The organism is Mesorhizobium sp. WSM4829, from assembly GCF_055811475.1.
This window is the reverse complement of sequence record NZ_JBVVQJ010000011.1, coordinates 67,541-83,975: the sequence shown is the minus strand read 5'-3', so window position 1 is coordinate 83,975 and position 16,435 is coordinate 67,541. Positions and strand designations below refer to the sequence as shown.

Genomic DNA, 16,435 nt, shown 5'->3' with positions numbered 1-16,435 from the left:
ACCGTCGTCGCCAAAATGCAAACGAAAAGTTGAAATCGAGCGCAAGCGGAAAATGTCCAACGTGATCGAAAGTAACCTGCGGCAGTGCGAAGACCTGGCTATTGAAGGCTGGGTTCTACTGGTCGGAGCCAGGCCTGCCGCGACTTCGCTTCTTCGGCATGAAAGCGATGCGGCCGCGAGATCGAATACGCCAGACCTGTCGTCGCCTCAAATCAACGCAAGCCATGACCATGGCGCCGTTCCGTTTGAGCCGGATGTGCGCACGGCAAGCATTGAGGACGATGCGCGGAGCGAAAGCCGACAGCCGCTCGGCGGTTGGGCCAAGAGGCTGCTGGATCTGATGGTAGCCTCGACAGCGCTCATCCTGGCCGGTCCGATCCTGGTTGTGATCCCGCTTCTGATCAAGGCGACCACAGGCGGTCCGGTGCTGTTCGTTCACCAGCGCATTGGATTCGATGGAAAGGCCTTCGACTGCTACAAGTTCCGCACCATGGTGCGGAATGCCGAGGAAGTGCTCGAACAGCATCTGAGTTGCAATCCACAAGCCGCCCAGGAGTGGGCGGCCAATCAGAAGCTGAGCTGCGATCCGCGTATCCTGTTTTTCGGAAGGATGCTTCGCAAATCGAGCCTGGATGAACTGCCGCAGTTGTTCAACATCTTGCGGGGCGACATGAGTTGCGTCGGCCCGCGTCCTGTCGTTGCCGACGAATTGCAACGCTATGGCGCAGCATCGCATGAATATATGAAGACGCGGCCAGGACTGACCGGCCTCTGGCAGATAAACGGGAGAAACACGACCGAGTATTCGCATCGCGTATTGCTGGACACGCAGTACGTTCGGACATGGTCTCTACGCCGCGATCTTTCGATCCTGATGCGGACGATACCGGCCATGATGAAGTTCGATCAGACCTCCTGACCTTGGCTATGTAAGGGGGGCTATGTCAGGGGACGCGGCAGAAACGGCCTCAAGCGATTGTCGCCCACAACGGATTGTCGCCCACTCTATTGTTGCTTTGGGCGATGCCGCAGCACGGCAATTGCAAGGCCGACCAGGTAGGCAATTTGGGTGACGACAACAAGGTAAAACGTCGAGCGGATGGTGTTTGGAACAGACAGGTGAAGAAAACTGCCTACAGCGACGCTGCCGACGATCACCACCAAGGTCGCCACGATCAGCGCCGGCGCGCGCAACGTAAACCCTATTGCCAGGGCAAGACCGGCAACGCCGACAATGGCAAGCAACACGGCGATCTCCTCCCAGGGTCAATCGACGCCGCGCAGACGAACCCTGTCCCAAGGAAATCAGAGTCGCTCGTTTTTGTGAAGCCCAAACCTTCTAGCTCAGCGGTTCCGGCGGCGCAGTCAGGGTCTGGACCATCGATGGTCAGTGTGTGAAATGCAGGTTTCCGTCGTCGTGGCATTGATTTGCACGGGAATCCTGGCCCTCGTCGTCTATAGGCGCTGGTCGATGATCACTGCGCTCATAGCCTCTCTGGCGTTTTGGTGCGACGGCAATCGGGACAATAGCCTCGCTATGCCGGTGGGGGGCGGGGTGGCCGCGGAGGTCGACGCGATCGCGTCGAGTGTCCGCGCTTGATCCGCAGCCCGACCCTCATCAGGCCAACGATCTGGCTTTTTTGGCGGGCAAACGCAGCCACTTCAGTCTGCTCTGTACGGAACCTCGTCGAACATGAAGCCGGCGAGTTTAATGATGCGTAGGGCTTCCATCACCTGACGATCATCTATCGTGCCTTCCCAACTGGAGAGTATGGTGTCGACTTCGAAGTCGAAGCCGTGCAATCCCATGACATCGGCCAGGTTCCTGCGGATTTCGGCCCTGATGGCCCCCTCCAAAGAAATGATGTTGTCCTTGCTCATCGCCGAACAACATTAGCGGATCTTAATATTTCCGGTACTTGACCGAAAGGGGGAACCCTTCATTAGCCAACTCACGAAGGAGCCGATCGCCTTCACCTCAACCACGGTTCCGGCTTTGCCAGGACCGCGCCCTCAAACGTGGTACACATACTCCCTTTGGGCCTCTAACGGCCGCCTAGCCTCACGTGCTTTGCTCGGGCGACTTGGAGGCCGGATCATTCTCGGAGAAACGGTGGCCAAAAGGCCTAGTCGAGGTTTTCCTATTCGAGCCGATGTCGTGAGCATTGAGGTCTTTCAGATGCTGTTGAGCACATTGGAACGGCGGAGACGGCACAGTGCCGCTTGGTGGACCTGCTTGCTGGCAATGGCCGTGATAGTGGGGTGCACGAAGCTCACGGCCAGCGAGCCGGTGTCGCTGTCGTCGGCTGCGCTGTGGGATGGCCTCGAATTTCGAATGCAAGTCGTCGACGATCGATCCGGCGACGTAAAGATGGTTGGTGACATTGACGGCGACGGCCTCTTCGACCTCGTGATCGGAGGCGAAGTCAAGGAAGCGTTGGTCTGGTATCGTGCACCGGGTTGGCGTCCAAATCTGATCGGACGGCCCAAAAACCAGTTTACGACCGACGGTGCGTTGGGCGACATCGACAGTGACGGCGATCTTGACATAGTCGTTCCCGATGGGCCGGAAGGTGCCAATCTAGTGGAGTTCCAGAATCCACTGCCAAGCGGAGACCCTACCGATGGCGCACAATGGCTCCGTCGCGAGATCGGAGAGATCGGAGGTTGGGGCAAGGATGTCAAACTCGCCGATTTCGATGGTGACCGACGTCTAGATATTGCAACGCGGTCGCAAGATAGCGTCATCATCTTTTTCCAGAATGCTGACGGATCATGGATGGGCCGCCCTTTGGCGAGCCGCGACTTTGGTCAGGAAGGGTTGGGTATAGGGGACATAGATGCTGACGGCATACAGGACATCGTCGTAAGTGGAGCCTGGTTAAAAAATCCAGGATATGCACAAGCACGAGTGGACAAATGGGAGAGTTATTCGATAGGGCCGGCACCTGAAAACTTCAAAACGGTCGTTGCGGATATCGATCAAGACGGCCAACCCGACGTCTTGTATTCATCCTCGGAGGACGTCGCAGACATCGTGTGGTACAAAGCCAAGGATGGAAATCCCCGAGGATATTGGAAAAGCAACAAAATATTGCCTCTCGTCGAGAAGGCGCACACCCTGGCCGTCGGCGATCTGGACGGAGATGGCGATCCAGACCTCATGGTGGGTCAGATGCATACCTCCAGCGACCGATTGATCGCCGCTGTCTACAATATCGACGGGCGTGGTGAGATGTGGAGGGTCCAGGTCATCGGTCAGGGTGGAGTCCACAATGGCGTTCTCGCTGATCTCGACGCTGATGGTGATCTTGATGTTTACGGCTCCAATTGGGTGACGAATCCGCCAGTTCACATCTGGGTCAATGCGCTCGATTTGCCCCGCGACCGGTTGCCTCTGGACCGATGGGAACTCGCGGCTTCAATAGACACAGGGCAGCAAACATGCACCCTCTCAACAGACGACGTCGATGGAGATGGTGTGACCGATGTGGCTTGCGGCGCATTGGCATGGCGCAACACTGGAGGCGATCTTGCAGGGGGCTGGCCACGAGCAGTCAACGCCAGGGTCAAAAACTCCGCAAACAATGAATCGAATGGGCCGCGGCTAGTGTCACCCGATCTTGCGCCTCTGTCGGCTGCCGACCTCAACAGCGACAATGCGCCGGATGTGATCGCGGCGGGTACTACTGGGTTGGGCGGCCTTTATATCCTCGCCGACCATGGCAACGGTCGTCGAGGCCTGCAGTATATTAGCTCCGGCAGTTTTGTGGCCGCGCGAGCCGTTGACCTCGATGTCGACGGCGATCTCGATATTGTCGCCCTCTCCAATGGCGAATTTCCGTCGCTTCGCATTCTGCGCAATCTCGCGATTTCTCGCGATCGTCGGGGCTAAGAGAGTGCCGTCCACAAAACGGCTGGAGGCACTTTTTGAACAGCCTGCCGCGAACTGCGGGTAGACATCGCAACAAAAAGAAAATGCCGGGATCCGGCGACAGCAAGGAGCGGTCGCGCTTCACCGTAGAATGCGGCCCGTGGCTCCGCCTGCGGCATGCGCGTCGGCTTCGACAGGTCGAAGCTGACGCAATAAATCAATGTCATATTTCGGTCGACCTGCCCCATGCTTCGGAGCTGCACTCAGGAGAATGTCCGCTTGCTTCGAAACTGCAAAGGATTAACAGGCGCCGTTCGGGCACGCGCAAGCCGCCCTTAATCATCGCGTAGTTCACCCTGTGCCGTCGGATCGTGAGCGGAGTAGCAGGTATACTTTGACCAAGGTCCGGTTTGTGTCGCGTGGCAATCAACGCCCTCAATATCCTCCATGACGGTATGATCATATACTGCCGAGAATCCGCGCTCGCGAATTCGCCTGATCTTGCCTTCGAGGTCAGACGGTATGGGGTCGGGAGAGGGCCCCGGAAAAATGCTCCAGATGAGACCACGTCCAGGCTTCTCACTGAGAAAGCTGATGAGATGCGGCCTCGGATCGGAGTATCCCTGATAATCGGGAACGAACTCCCGGACACTTACGTCGGCTCCGGCGCGGGAAAAATAAAAGCCGAACACTTTCGGATGCAAAAATTCGGGGTAGGGAGTTGGGAAGCCCTGATCGAGGATGAAAAGGACTTCCGAGACTCCAGCGTCCTTCAAGATCGCGCTTTCGTGCTCCCACGTCAGGTGTTTGTTAATTTCTGCAGAGCTTTGGACCCCCCAGATCAAGGCACCTGCAAAGAACACGGCAACTGTCGCGTAGCGTGCGCATAAGCGAGTGCTCGGCATTGCGTCGATGAACCATATCAAGCCGAGGAAAAGGCCAGGTGCAAAGGGGAACAGGAAGCGAGGCATGAAAGTAGGTCGAAGTACTGCGATGCCGAGAAAAAGGCATAACCCAAGGAAGCTTACCAAGGCGGTCAGGAATAGCGGGGATGATCGGATGGAGTTGCGCAGGCGCGCTATCCACAACAACGCGACGTTGGTCACGCGATAGCGGCGCAGCGTGCCTTCATCAGCCGCGTTTTTGGCATCGATGAGAAGCGCCGCACCAATAACGCAGACCAGGAGGAGGGCGACATAGATTTCGCCTGCCAGGAACTTCAACGCACGTCCGAGATCGAAGAGCGACAACGGCTTGAGCCAGAAGTTCTGGGAAGTGGTTATGTGCAAAATGGCTTCGTAGTGGCTCAGGAAGACCGCGGCAACTGGCGTGTAGGCAAAACCTGCAAAGGCAATCGCGAGGGGCCGCGTTCGCCAAAAAAGAAGAAGAAGCGACACCCCCTGGACTGCTGACATGACCAAGGTCGTGTAATGGTTCAGTCCGAGAAACAGCCCCGACAGCGCCCACCCGGTGATGTCCCCGGTCTCGCCTTTGCTCCGTAGCGCACGAAAGAAGAAAACGGTTTGCAACACGGAACCGAGCACCGTGAAGGCGTAGCTTCTCGCCTCTTCGGCGTAATACAAACTGGGGATCCACAGCGCGATGATGATCGTGAACAAGGCCCTTTGATGCAGTGGCATCCGTCCGCGCAACAGCATCCATGCCATTAATGGCGCAACGGCGGTGGCAATCATGCCAGGCGCACGAATTGCAACATTAGACACGCCGAAGAGTTGCCCCCACCCCCAGACAGTCAGGTAGTAGAGGGGTGCGTTTACATCGATCCCCAGAATCTCACGTGCCCCGCGCCAGTCCTGCAGTGCAATCGTCGCGGTCCACACCTCGTCATACCAAAACGCCTCGTCTGAGTTGACGAGCCAACGCAACATTGCCCCCATTGCAATGGCGGCAAAGACGCAAAATAGGGTGAACTTCCTGTCAATTCCGTCCTTGGGCTCTGAAGCGACACTGTTACCATCGATGGAATTGTTCTGAATGTAACTACCTGGCTCGACTTTGAGAACACTCACCATTGCCCCTGATCCCGCCATCGTTATTCAGGACGCATTTGTAATATTGGCAAGCATAGAGATTTATTGCCGTTATGGATGCAATTTTGAACGCGGTCTACACGTCTGGAGCTCCCGCGGTGCGCTACCAAGTTTTTGAACATCGCTGTGGCCAGTTCGAGACGAATTTCCATATGTGCCAAAGCTTTGTGCGGCCCAGCCGCCCCCGCTGCAACGCATCATAATTCGTCGAAACTCACACGATGGTGGTATCGTTTACTTCGTTTTGCGCGCTACGCTTCATCAATGAGCGCAAAACTCACACGATGGTGGTATCGTTTACTCCGTTTTGCGCACTACGCTTCGTCATGAGCGCGTGATCTGCTCAGCTCTGCAACCTGCAGAGTGGGCGAAGCGCAAATGGCGCAAGAATCGATACATGTCGAAGTTGCGGCGCCGCAGCCGGCTTGCCGTCGCCCGCTCGTTGTTGATATGGACGGGACACTGGTTCGTTCAGACCTGTTGATAGAAACCGCCCTGTCGGAGTTTGCACGCCGACCTCAATCTGCGGTCGACATGTTAAAAGCACTGAGGCTTGGCAAGGCTGCGTTAAAACAGTGCGCTGCTTCCTCGGTAGAGTTCGACGCGTCTGCGCTTCCATACGACGAAGCTGTGCTCAAAGAGATTGAGGCGGCGCAGAAGGACGGGCGGCAAGTCTACCTTGCATCCGCCGCTTCCGAACGCATCGTCAGAGCTGTTGCAGATCACTTGGGCGTTTTTGATGGGTACATCGGGTCGGATGCGACCACGAACTGCTCGGGCAAGACGAAAGCAGCCAAGCTGGTCGCAGTGTTCGGCGAGGGAAGGTTCGACTACATTGGCAACGATGCCGACGACCTGGCTGTCTGGTCAAAATGCGGAACGGCAATTGCAATCCGCACATCTGGACGGGTTTCCAGAAGGCTTGCGGCAATGCCTGTCGAAAAGGAATACCTGCCCCACCAGAAACCAAGCTGGCGGACATGGGCGCGCCTTTTGAGGGTGCACCAATACACGAAGAACCTTCTGCTGCTGGTTCCGTTGCTGGCTTCCCACCAGTTCACTGCCGAGAACCTGATCGAGCTCGGAATCGCATTCCTCAGCTTTTGCCTTTGCGCTTCGAGTGTCTACATTATCAACGACCTCGTTGATCTTCAGGCCGACAGGGCGCACCCGACCAAGCGGCATCGACCGCTGGCGGAGGGCAGAATCCAACTGATCCACGCGTTGCTCGCCGCGCCGCTGCTTTTAATCGCGTCATTCATCCTCGCTACTGGTGTGTCTCCTGCCTTCTTTGCCGTCCTCCTTGGGTACTTCGTCCTTACCACGGCCTATTCGTTCTACCTCAAGCGCAAGATGCTCATCGACGTCGTTACGCTCGCGATGCTCTACACGGTGCGCATCATTGCCGGGGCTATCGCGATCGGAGTGCACGTCTCTCCGTGGCTTCTGACCTTCGCCATCTTCATTTTCTTGGCGCTGGCCCTGGTCAAGAGATATGCCGAACTTGCCACACGCCTAGATCTCCAACTGTCCGAGCCTTCGAACCGGAACTACAAGTTCGAGGATCTCGGCGTGGTCGCCGCGTTTGCAGCGGCCGCGGGCTACAATTCCGTCACCGTGTTCGCGCTGTACATATCCTCGCCGGACGTGAACGTGCTCTACCAACGGCCGCAAATGCTCTGGTTCGTCTGCCCCGTGCTCATCTACTGGACCAGCCGTCTGGTGATGATTGCTCACAGGCGCAGCATGACCGAGGATCCGATTGTGTTTGCGATGACCGACCGCAACAGCCTGCTGTCATTCCTCATTGCCGGGCTAGCTGTCGTGGCGGCGGTCTAGGCAACGCGAAATGGTGTAAGGATATGCGTTCCCTTCAATTCACAACATACGCGACCCGTTATGCGGCTTTCGCAGTCATCGCGACGGCAGCCAACCTCCTATTGCAGGAGGCAACAGTTCGCGCCGCACCGTTTTTCACTCTCTTCGTTTCAATCACGGTCGGCACCGTCGGGGGATTTGTCGTCAAATATGTTCTCGACAAAAACTACATCTTCTTTGATCCGTTTGAAGGCAGGTACCAGGAAGCCCGCAAGGTAACGCTCTACGGGGTGTTCAGCGTACTAACGACGATTATCTCCTGGGCCTTCGAAATAGGATTCTGGCACATTTGGGGGACGTCTCTTGCCAAATATTCGGGCGCGATTCTCGGACTTGCCATCGGCTATGCAACCAAGTTCGCCCTCGACAGCAGATATACCTTCCGTTCCGGGAGGCCACAGTGGAGCTAAGCGGGTGGGGACGGTATCCGAGGCACAGCAGCAACGTCGTCAGCCCGGGATCTCCTCGCGAACTGGCGATGCTGCAGCGGCACATACCGACCTACGTGGCGCGAGGCAACGGACGCTCATATGGCGACGCCGGTATCGGTGCAGGAGTGACGCTCGATATGCGGCGCTTCGACCGAATGAAGGGTTTCGACGAAACCTCGGGCTTACTGACAGTCGAAGCTGGTGTGTTACTAGCTGACCTAATCGACAGGTTCCTGCCTCGAGGGTTTTTCCCTGCCGTGGTACCGGGCACGCGCTTTGTCACGATCGGCGGCATGATTGCTGCGGACGTTCACGGCAAAAACCATCATTGGGTCGGGGGCTTCGGCGATCATGTAGAAGCGCTGAAACTGATGTTTCCCTCGGGACAGACGGTCCGATGCTCCCGGGATGATAATTCTGACCTCTTCAAAGCTACCATTGGGGGGATGGGCCTGACTGGAACGATTGTCGAGGCTACGATCCGGTTGATCAAGGTCGAAACAGGATGGATGAGGCAGAACACTGTACGAGCCGAGAATATATTATCGGCCGTGCAGCTACTGACAGCTAATGAAGGCGCCAGCTATGCCGTAGCTTGGGTCGATTGCCTTTCCAGGGGAAACGCGCTTGGCCGCTCGCTGGTTTACCTCGGCGAACATGTCAGCCTTGACGCTCTCCAGGAAAGAAACCCGGGTGCACCGATCTACCCGAATACCCGTGGTCGCGGGATTGCTGTGCCATTGGATGCCCCGGGATTTCTTCTCAACAGGCACTCCATCCGAGCCTTTAATGCGCTCCGTTACGCCCGCGCCCGCACCAAGGATGAACTGGTGACGTGGCAATCCTATTTCTTCCCCCTGGACGGCCTTGACCAATGGAACCGGCTCTACGGCCGCCGCGGGTTCCTGCAATACCAATTCGTTCTCCCCCATCAGACAGCGTCACGCGTCTTGCCTGAAATCATGGGAGAAATTGCCACAACGAGGGACCCGTCGTTCCTTGCCGTCCTCAAGACGTTGGGCAAGGGTGGCGGCCAGCTTTCATTTCCGATGCCGGGAGTCACGCTGGCTCTCGATTTTCCCGTATCCGACAGCATCTTCTCACTTCTGGATAGATTGGACTGCTTGGTCGTCGAAGGGGGAGGGCGGCTCTATCTGGCCAAGGACGCCCGCCAGCGGCCCGAAACGTTCGAGGCGGGCTATCCGAATCTTTCTGTATTTCGTCAGCAGCGCCGCGCGATTGGGGCCGAAGGGCGGCTCGCATCGATGTTATCGAAAAGGATCGCAGTATGACGACACAACCGGGAACCGCCTTGATCATAGGCGGCACTTCGGACATAGGGAGGGCAACGGCCCTCGTCTATGCCGAGCATGGCTGGAAAGTGATCCTTACGGCCCGAAACGACGAAGAAGGCCTGCGGGAGGTCAACCACCTTCTCACCGCCTCGCAGGCCAAGGCCGAACTTTGCCGCCTCGACATCTTGGATACGGAGTCGTTCGGGCCGTTCATCAATTCACTCGGCACATTGCCCAATACAGTCGTCTGCGTGGTGGGAATGCTTCCAACCCAGTCGAGAGCGGTTGCCGACACGGCATACGCCTCATTGTCACTCCGTACGAATTTTGAGGGACCCGCAATTCTCCTTGGCATGCTGGCGGACCGATTCGAGAAGCGGGGCACCGGCACCATCGTTGGTGTCAGTTCGGTCGCCGGAAACCGCGGCCGCGCCTCCAACTATGTCTACGGCTCCGCCAAAGCCGGATTGACTGCTTTCCTGTCGGGGCTTCGAGGTAGATTGTGGCACTCAGGCGTGAGGGTGGTGACGGTCATGCCGGGTTTCGTCCGGACCCGAATGACAGACGGGATGAAACTGTCACCATTTTTAACGGCAGAACCTGATGAAGTAGCCGAAGCCATCTACGAGGCTGCGGAATCGCGGCACCGCGACATCATCTACGTGAGAAGAAGCTGGCGTCTTGTCATGGGGGTAATCGCCGCGATGCCTGAGGGCGTTTTTAAGCGGGTCAAGTTCTAGGGGCATGGTGCAGATGAAGCCATTGCGCGCCGCTGCTGGCGAGATAGCTTCGGCAAAAGGGTTCGAAGCCTGCAACGATATTGCCGCCCCAGCGCTCGAATTTTGTGTACAGACTATCTGGATTTCTTATCCTGAACGATGTCCCGCGTCGCTGCAATGTTCGTACTATCCAAACGCAAGTCAAAGCGATCGGTTCACGCCGCTGGGTTGGACCTAGCATCATGCAGGTCTCGTTCATCGGTCTCTTAGTTTGTACTGGAATATTGCTTCTAGGATGCTATTTCCGGGCTCCATTAATCATCGGGCTCATTGTGTCGCTGACATTCGGTGCAACTGCCGTTGTTACGCTAAGTTCGCTTGGGGGATCGTCGCCACTCATCTTCACGTTCTTCGCTGCGCTTCTGGTGACTGCCGTCGCCTTCAAGCGACGAATTTGGCGGCACCTCGGCGATGTATTCGGCGAAATCCGACCGATCTGGGCCCTCTGCGGGCTGATGCTCTATGCCATGGTCGGCGCCTGGTTGTTCCCGCGCTTCTTCGCGGGAGATACTATTGTCTTTGTACAATCGACAATGCGACGCGGAGTCGTGGAGGCTCCGCTTGCACCCGTGTCGGGCAATATCTCACAAACCGGATATTTCGTTTTGGGGGGGCTTACTGCTATCGCCCTGTGCGTTCTGCTTCTGCACAAGGATAGAATGGACCAAATTCGGCGCGCATTCCTTCTCTCATGCGGTCTCCACTGCGGGATGGGATTGATCGACCTAATCGGCAAGCTAGCAGGAGCAGGAGATGTCCTTCGGCCGATCCGCACAGCCAACTACGCGATGCTCTCAGAAGCTAAGACGGGTGGTTTTTGGCGCATTGCGGGTGCCGCCTCCGAGGCATCGGCCTTCGGCGGCGGATCACTCGCCTGCTTAGCATTCTGTTATGTTTACTGGCGCAAAACTAAGTCGCGGCTGGCGGGGGGGCTGGCAGTTCTGGTGCTTGTCCTTTTGGCCCTTTCCACGTCTTCGGTGGCCTATGTGGGACTAGCCATACTGAGCATTCCTGTTGCGATCTCTATCTTGCGCTCATTCCTTTCCGGCCGCTTCGACAAGACCGAAATCTTGATCCTCACCGTCGTTTCGCTTGGTGTTTGCATGGCCTTGGCGATCGGCCTTTATGATGAGGGTTTCTTCACTCCATACGTCCAACTACTTGATTCTATGGTTATAAATAAGGGAAATTCCTCCTCTGGCCAGGAGCGAGCCTACTGGAATGCTAAAAGTATGGAGGCGTTCTTCGAGACGAGCGGTCTCGGTGTAGGCTTGGGCAGTTCGCGTGCATCTAGCTGGCCGATCGCAGTTGCGTCACAGCTTGGCTTGGTCGGCGGCCTGATGATGGTAGTACTCTTGGTGGTGGTTTTTCGGGGCATGGGAAGCCTCAAACAGTATATCGATCCAGAAACCAACGCAGTGGTGTCAAGCGTACGAGCTTGTGCTCTGGCTTCCATTGTTGCCGGCTCTCTGGCCGGTGGGAGCGCCGATCCGGGTATCGGCTTTTTCATTGCTGTTGCGGTCATCTGCGCAACCAGGGTCCGTGCTCTAGGCGCAAGTACGCCCGTCACGCGGCTCCCGACGCAGGACTCCTAGGTTCGGCCCGCGACCGGCGGGTCGGATCGCCTGAAGGCTCCTGATACGGAGATACCTGTCAAACGGCGTTGAAGATTGACCCCTTATCGGCGTGCAATATTGACCCCTAAGGTCGGTGAGCTGATCCGATCCGTCGAGGCTGCTCGGGGTTGCGCACCTGGGCGGTCGTGTCTCACCACGCGAGGAGGTAAGAGATGTGCCGGTATCACCTGCTCCCGACCCACTGCCGGATCTCGTCAGCCAATTGCTCGAGAACGCCCATCGTCCCGTCGGGGAGCGGGTCCGGAAACCGTTGCTCGGGATACGCGAGCGTTCCCCCCAGATGGATCGGCTGGACGCAGGGCATCTCGTGCTGTTCGAAAAACTTGATCATGTTGTCCGCGCATAGGCGCACACTCGGATCGTCCGCGGGATCGGTGGCGCCGTTGACGATGACCGCTCCGAGTTTTCCTTTGAGCTGTTGTCCGTCGCGCCACAGGGGATCCGATCTGTCGAGCAAGACGACGCCCAGGGCCGGCGGCATTCCGAAGCAGGTGGGAGTAGCCATCAGAATCACGTCCGACTCTTTCATGAGTGACAGAACACGATCGATCCCGTCGCCGTGGTATCCGAACGTTTGATAACACTGCTCGCACCCGAGACAGTCGATACGCTCATCGGCCAGACGCACCTGTTCCACGACCTTCACCCGCCGATCTCTCTCGAGCGAGCGAAGAACCTCGCCGAGCATCCGCGCTGAGTTACTGGACGCGCGTGGGCTGCAGTCTATTCCAATGATGGTCGTCGCTTTGTCCATGTGAGGATCCCTAGTAAGGCGTGACAGCTCGATACCGAATGGCACGGGGCGAAGTTTTGAGTATCCCCACCGATGGCCTCAAAGTCGACGATACTCGCTCTTTACCTTTGAATTTTCCGGATCACAATATTGACCCCCTAAGGTCGGTGAGCTGATCCGATCCGTCGAGGCTGCTCGGGGTTGCGCACCTGGGCGGTTCAGCGGGTTGGGGTTCAGGCGCGGTTCTTGAAGCGCCAGCTCTCGTTGCCGGTCTCGACGTATCGCAGTGGTGAGTGAGCCGGTCGAGGAGCGCGGTGGTCATCTTGGCGTCACCGAAGACCAAGGGCCATTCCCCGAAGGTCAGGTTGGTGGTGACGATGACCGAGGTCTGCTCGTAGAGGCGGCTGACCAGGTGGAATAGCAGTTGGCCACCGGACTGGGCGAATGGCAGATAGCCAAGTTCATCGAGCACGACGAAGTCTTTGCGCCCGAGATAATCGGCCATGCGTCCCTGCCGGCCGGCTCGGGTTTCGGCCTCGAGCGAGCCCATCGGCAACATCCCGCCGGCCGAAGCCGAGGAACGCTACGACGCGATGTTGGATGAACCAGCCATAGCCGCGTGACTCAAACGAAACAGCCTCCGATCAACTCGGGGCGGTTCACATTTACGGGCGCCGGCCTTTGCAAAGGTGTTGCTCCCGCGCCGCGCTGGTAGAGTTGGCAAACAAAAGCGAGAGGAAAGCAAGAGCAATACGCACCGTTGTCATGTCGGCATCTCGGAAATTTGCCTGGTGGGAGATCGCAGATTGTGGATACCCAGGAAGCGGCGTTCGAAAAATCGGAATGAAAGTTCTGCGGCGACAATCGTCAGAAGGTATGCCAACAAGAACAACGCGATCCACGTATGGATTGGCCTCGGGTTCGCCGAAAAGTCCATTATCGGAGAGAGGGCCAACTTGGCCGCGACGACCGCAATCGCATGGTAAATGTATGCGCCATATGAAATCTCTCCAATATGTTGGAGAGATTTCAGTCTCAAAAGCCAGTGGACGGAACGGTGCTCCACAGCGGCAAGGCTTACAAGGCCGCCAGAGGCAGCGGCTAGCGCACTGTAAAGGAATACTTCGCGATACTGCCCCCACAGGATTCCGGAGAGGACGTTTTTTAGGATGTCGATGCCCCGCGCTTCCACGACATAGTAGTTAATGCTTGTGTAAAGTATTACATAGATGAAAAGTAAGCAGATTCCAACTATTGCAACAAATGGAGCTTTTCTTTGGAGTATTCCATATTTACTTAAAAAAGCTAGCAAACAGCCCGTCGCAAAGGCGTCGGTATGAAGAAATGATCCAGCGTAGACCGCGTACGCGCTGGTTTCGGCACCCCATCCGATTCTGGTTAGGCCAATCGATACGGCCAGGCGCAGCATAGGCGCCAAGATGAGCATAGAAAGTAGCAGCAAGACTACGGTGCGGCGGGACATCAGGAACAGCGCAAAGCCGTAGATGACGTAGAACTGCATCTCCACTGAGATAGTCCACAGGTGCCCGACGGGCCAAGAAGCAAGCTCACCTCGCCCAAGCGTCATGGCCAGATTGTTGATAAACCCCAGTAGCGAGCCAAGAGCGATCAGGTCGAGGCTACTCCCACTCACAAGGATGGTCACGACACCTGCGCAGATGTAGGCGAAATAGACAGGGACGATCCTAAGTGCGCGCCTGCGAAAAAACCCTACCAACCTCTCTAGCGCCGGTTGATCGCTTTCCCGGCTTATCACCGTAAGGGTAACAACGTATCCGGAGATCACGAAAAAGAGCCACACACCCGTCCATCCAAATGGTAACAATCCGCAATGCTGTGCCACGACCGCCGTCATGGCTAAGCCTCTCAATGCGTCAACTGGGCCAACTCGCTGGCTGTTTTTCGGCATGTACGGAGACATCATCGACTGCGTTGGCATGCTCATATTCCTTCGGTCCGAGCTTCTCCCTCCTGCTCAGGTGGCTGAAGGCGCTTTTGTGGCTTCTCCTCGTCGCCTCTCAAAGTCGTCTGCCTCATCCTGCCAAAAATCCGCCGGGAGGCTACGGAATGCCTACAGTGTCGCCGGCGGTCTCTGCCTTGAGTTCTATTCCCGGCGCCTCATGCCGCTCGGTCGATGTCAGGTCCAGCGCGCCCGTTTCATCCTCAGCCAGTGGTATTTCAACCTTGATCGTGTCTCCGGGCTCGACGGCACTCGTTTCGTCAGCTTGGATTTGCACTGTCGCACCGTCCGCCGACGGCCGGAAAATCGTGTAGATCGGCGCAGCCAGCTCCGCGTCGGCTCGGCGGGCAAGAAGGCTCGGGGCAGATACCGCGGACTCGTACAATAGCCGCCTTGTCGTCTCTGTCTTGCTTACGAGAGCATCGAGCTCAGCTTGCGTTTGACGCAGATCGACCGTTATCTCATTTTCGCGCCCATCCTGGAGCTCGAGAATTGATATGTCAGTTTTACTGATTTCCTGGCGCCCGCGCAGCAGACTGGTTTCCGCCGACAACCTCTCGCTCTGCGCCTGGGCAAGGGCCCGCTCCAGAGAAAACTCGCGCGGCGCCGCCGCAAGACCTTTGGCGACAAGCGCCGAAACCGCTGTCAATTCTTTCTGGATTGAGCCGATCTGCTTGTCGAGGAAAACGAGTTGCGCTTCCAGCGAGGCAAGTTCCTTCTGGAGGAACTCGCGGAGACCAAGAAGCGCCTTGACCTGAGTGTCCAATCCCTCGCTGCGCGCCTGGAAGATCAAGCGTTCCTGCTTCAAGAGCACGGCAAAGACGTCGTCCTGAATACGCGACGTCAACTGGGCCGGAAACTGAATGTCGCTGGCATGCGAGAGTTCCGCCTCGAGCCGTGCCTTGCGAGCGAGGAGACTGGCCTCGCTCAGTCTAAGCAGGCTCACATCCCCTTGGCCCTGGATCACTTCGCGCTCGAACCTGGCGTCCCTGTCCTCTCGAGTCCGCAATCCGCCCGCGATGCTCAATGCCTGCAAGACGGTCAGCCCGGGCCGGTATGCGAATTCTCCCGACTGCGTCACCTTGCCGACCACGTAGAACGGTCGGAACTGGACGATTTCAACAGCGGTGTTCGGTTTTCGCGAGAGGCCGACACTTTTCATGAGGCTGTCGCCGATCGAGTTCGCGATCTCACCGGTGGTGAGTCCGGCAGCCTTGATTTCGCCGACCAGCGGTAGCGAAACGGAGCCATTGGGACCGACTATGTATTCGTCATTGAGAGCATCCCAGCCAAAAATCTTGTCGCGTGACGCACGCCATTCGTAGACCTTGACGCGGAGCTTGTCCTGCGGGCCGAGCACATAGTCTGTGGGGTTTGCAGCCGAGGCACCCAACATGCAGGCCAGGGACATCCCCGCATACACCACGACGTGGAGAATGCGCCAACCGTCGCGCCGAGCCGACAGGTTGCCCAGGCGCCGAACTCGATGATTTGAACGAGCGCCGCTGTCGACGGAAAAAGGCAGTTCCTGGAGCATCTCTTACCTCTGCACTAGATCTTCAGATTCTACTCGGGCTCCACCCAGCCCCTTGCGACTGTGAAAGAAGCCGAGTCACTTGTTCCTTGCGACCAAACGTTGCGACGATCACGACCACTATCATCGACGATCAACTCTCCTCGCGGGCAATGGGTACAGATACGGCGCGCGACCACTGCTTGCGAAGTGAGCGCGCCATGATCCTAATCCGCCGGTCGCGCCGATACAGCCTGCGCATA

The 16,435-nt window shown here is 57.2% G+C and carries 13 protein-coding genes and 1 pseudogene; 7 read left to right on the top strand and 7 right to left on the bottom strand.

From position 1 onward, the window contains the following. Window positions 1-52 precede the first annotated feature (52 nt). Window positions 53-919 carry a sugar transferase gene (locus tag AC0L17_RS13340; RefSeq protein WP_473516161.1) on the top strand — a complete coding sequence of 289 codons (867 nt, stop codon included), beginning with the start codon at window positions 53-55 and terminating at the stop codon, window positions 917-919. 86 nt (window positions 920-1,005) lie between these two features. Here AC0L17_RS13340 and AC0L17_RS13335 read toward each other — a convergent pair whose 3' ends face one another. Together AC0L17_RS13335 and AC0L17_RS13330 are read right to left on the bottom strand one after the other, a co-directional pair. After that, window positions 1,006-1,248 (bottom strand): hypothetical protein, encoded by a 243-nt coding sequence (locus AC0L17_RS13335; RefSeq protein ID WP_473516160.1) that lies wholly within the window; start codon window positions 1,246-1,248, stop codon window positions 1,006-1,008. Window positions 1,249-1,662: 414 nt separating this feature from the next. Further along, window positions 1,663-1,881 (bottom strand): hypothetical protein, encoded by a 219-nt coding sequence (locus AC0L17_RS13330; RefSeq protein WP_473516159.1) that lies wholly within the window; start codon window positions 1,879-1,881, stop codon window positions 1,663-1,665. 277 nt (window positions 1,882-2,158) lie between these two features. On the opposite strand from AC0L17_RS13330, the gene AC0L17_RS13325 reads away from it, so the two are divergent. Further along, window positions 2,159-3,895, top strand: coding sequence for an FG-GAP repeat domain-containing protein (locus AC0L17_RS13325; protein WP_473516158.1), 1,737 nt, complete (start codon window positions 2,159-2,161; stop codon window positions 3,893-3,895). Window positions 3,896-4,209: 314 nt separating this feature from the next. On the opposite strand, the gene AC0L17_RS13320 is transcribed toward AC0L17_RS13325, so the two are convergent. Beyond that, window positions 4,210-5,907 carry a glycosyltransferase family 39 protein gene (locus AC0L17_RS13320; protein WP_473516157.1) on the bottom strand — a complete coding sequence of 566 codons (1,698 nt, stop codon included), beginning with the start codon at window positions 5,905-5,907 and terminating at the stop codon, window positions 4,210-4,212. 396 nt (window positions 5,908-6,303) lie between these two features. Between AC0L17_RS13320 and AC0L17_RS13315 the strand changes: the two genes are divergently transcribed. The 5 genes from AC0L17_RS13315 to AC0L17_RS13295 all read left to right on the top strand — a co-directional run bounded on the left by AC0L17_RS13315 (window position 6,304) and on the right by AC0L17_RS13295 (window position 11,903). Continuing rightward, a complete protein-coding gene (locus tag AC0L17_RS13315) occupies window positions 6,304-7,764 on the top strand; it encodes a UbiA family prenyltransferase (protein WP_473516156.1) in 1,461 nt (486 codons plus the stop codon). 23 nt (window positions 7,765-7,787) lie between these two features. Beyond that, window positions 7,788-8,213 carry a GtrA family protein gene (locus AC0L17_RS13310; protein ID WP_091590011.1) on the top strand — a complete coding sequence of 142 codons (426 nt, stop codon included), beginning with the start codon at window positions 7,788-7,790 and terminating at the stop codon, window positions 8,211-8,213. 68 nt (window positions 8,214-8,281) lie between these two features. Continuing rightward, window positions 8,282-9,526, top strand: coding sequence for an FAD-binding oxidoreductase (locus AC0L17_RS13305; RefSeq protein WP_473516155.1), 1,245 nt, complete (start codon window positions 8,282-8,284; stop codon window positions 9,524-9,526). After that, window positions 9,523-10,269, top strand: coding sequence for an SDR family oxidoreductase (locus tag AC0L17_RS13300; RefSeq protein WP_091590014.1), 747 nt, complete (start codon window positions 9,523-9,525; stop codon window positions 10,267-10,269). The genes AC0L17_RS13305 and AC0L17_RS13300 overlap by 4 nt, the downstream gene beginning before the upstream one ends. Before the next feature lie 221 nt (window positions 10,270-10,490). Continuing rightward, complete coding sequence (locus AC0L17_RS13295; protein ID WP_473516154.1) at window positions 10,491-11,903, top strand: hypothetical protein; 1,413 nt, start codon at window positions 10,491-10,493, stop codon at window positions 11,901-11,903. A gap of 205 nt (window positions 11,904-12,108) precedes the next feature. Here the strand turns inward: AC0L17_RS13295 and AC0L17_RS13290 are convergent, their stop codons facing one another. The 4 genes and pseudogenes from AC0L17_RS13290 to AC0L17_RS13275 all read right to left on the bottom strand — a co-directional run bounded on the left by AC0L17_RS13290 (window position 12,109) and on the right by AC0L17_RS13275 (window position 16,196). Continuing rightward, a complete protein-coding gene (locus AC0L17_RS13290) occupies window positions 12,109-12,699 on the bottom strand; it encodes a flavodoxin family protein (RefSeq protein ID WP_473516153.1) in 591 nt (196 codons plus the stop codon). A gap of 212 nt (window positions 12,700-12,911) precedes the next feature. Further along, a pseudogene (locus AC0L17_RS13285) lies at window positions 12,912-13,219 on the bottom strand (ATP-binding protein); the annotation flags it as partial. Between the two features lie 222 nt (window positions 13,220-13,441). After that, window positions 13,442-14,638: an acyltransferase family protein gene (locus AC0L17_RS13280; RefSeq protein WP_473516152.1), complete on the bottom strand. Its 1,197-nt coding sequence runs from the start codon at window positions 14,636-14,638 to the stop codon at window positions 13,442-13,444. A gap of 121 nt (window positions 14,639-14,759) precedes the next feature. Continuing rightward, complete coding sequence (locus AC0L17_RS13275; RefSeq protein ID WP_473516151.1) at window positions 14,760-16,196, bottom strand: polysaccharide biosynthesis/export family protein; 1,437 nt, start codon at window positions 16,194-16,196, stop codon at window positions 14,760-14,762. Window positions 16,197-16,435: the final 239 nt, after the last annotated feature.